The organism is Neorhizobium descurainiae, from assembly GCF_051400715.1.
GTDB lineage: Bacteria > Pseudomonadota > Alphaproteobacteria > Rhizobiales > Rhizobiaceae > Neorhizobium.
The window spans coordinates 1-1,164 of the sequence record NZ_JBLFFK010000081.1; the positions used below are offsets into that span (position 1 = coordinate 1).

1 protein-coding gene is annotated in these 1,164 nt (G+C 68.6%); it reads right to left on the reverse strand.

What is annotated here, in order from left to right; translation table 11 throughout:
* Window positions 1-1,164 (reverse strand): condensation domain-containing protein (locus ACMGE0_RS33500; protein WP_436820162.1); only part of this gene is annotated, 1,164 nt, incomplete at both ends.

The following is a 1,164-nucleotide window of genomic DNA, read 5'->3' on the forward strand; positions in this document are numbered from 1 at the left end:
GGCGACGTGATCGACGGTGACTGTGGTCTGGCTTTTGCGCAGTTCGGCGTCGACGGGATAGTTCTCGAAGACGAAGAGGGTGTCGAAGAGCGCGTCACCGGAGCGGCCGGCCCAGCGCTGCACGTCGGTGAGTGCCGTGTGCTCGTACTGGCGCAGCTCGCTGTTGGCCGCCTGCAGCCTGGCGAACCAGTCGGCGAGCGGCTCGTCGCCTCTGACCTCTGCAAGCACAGGCAGGCTGTTGATGAACAGTCCGACCATGGTCTCGACGCCGGCAAGCTCGGCGGGCCTGCCGGAGACCGTCACGCCGTAGGCGACCTGGGGACGGCCGGCATAGCGGGCGATCAGGATTGCCCAGGCGCCTTGCATCAGCGTCGCCAGCGTCAGCCGATGACGCTGCGCCGTCCGGCGGAGCAGCTCGCTCAGTTCCCTGCCGAGAGCCTGCTCGAAGACGGTTGCGGCCGTGTCGTCTTCCGGGGGCGCCTCGATCGCGCCGGTCAACGTCGCCGGATCGACGACCGCGGCAAGGCGCGCCTTCCACCAGTCTTCGGCCGAGGGCTGGCGCTGCAGCCAGGCGATATAGTCGCGGTAGGGAACGACCGGCGGCAGCTTCGCCTCCGCCCCCTTCGTATAGGAGGCCATCACCTCGCCGAGCAGCTGCGCCGAGGCCCAGCCGTCGAGCAGGGCATGATGGCAAGTCCAGACGTGATCGTGCCGGCCGTCGGGGCGGGCAAACAGGTTGACCCGCATCAGCGGCGCCTCGGCGCTGTCGAAGCCGCGCGCCAGATCCTGCTTCAGCCAGTCGCCCAGCCGCGCCTCGTAGGCATCATCGCCTTCCACATCCGCCCAGTCGTGCTCGGCGAAGGGAAGCTTCGCTGCCCGGCGCACCACCTGCAGCGCCCGGCCGCCATGGCGCCATTCGAAGTGGGTGCGCAGGATGGCGTGCCGCCCGATCGCCGTCTGCCAGGCGCCAACCAGTGTCGCCTTGTCCAGCGCGCCGGACAGCGTCATGCGCAACTGGCTGACATAGACACCCCTGCCCTCCTCCAGCATCCCGTGGAACAGCAACCCCTGCTGCAGGTCGGTCGCCGGATAGAGGTCCTCGACCTCCGAGAGCGGAAGCGACAGACGTTCCAGCTCCCCCTGGCGAAGACCAGAGAGCGTGAA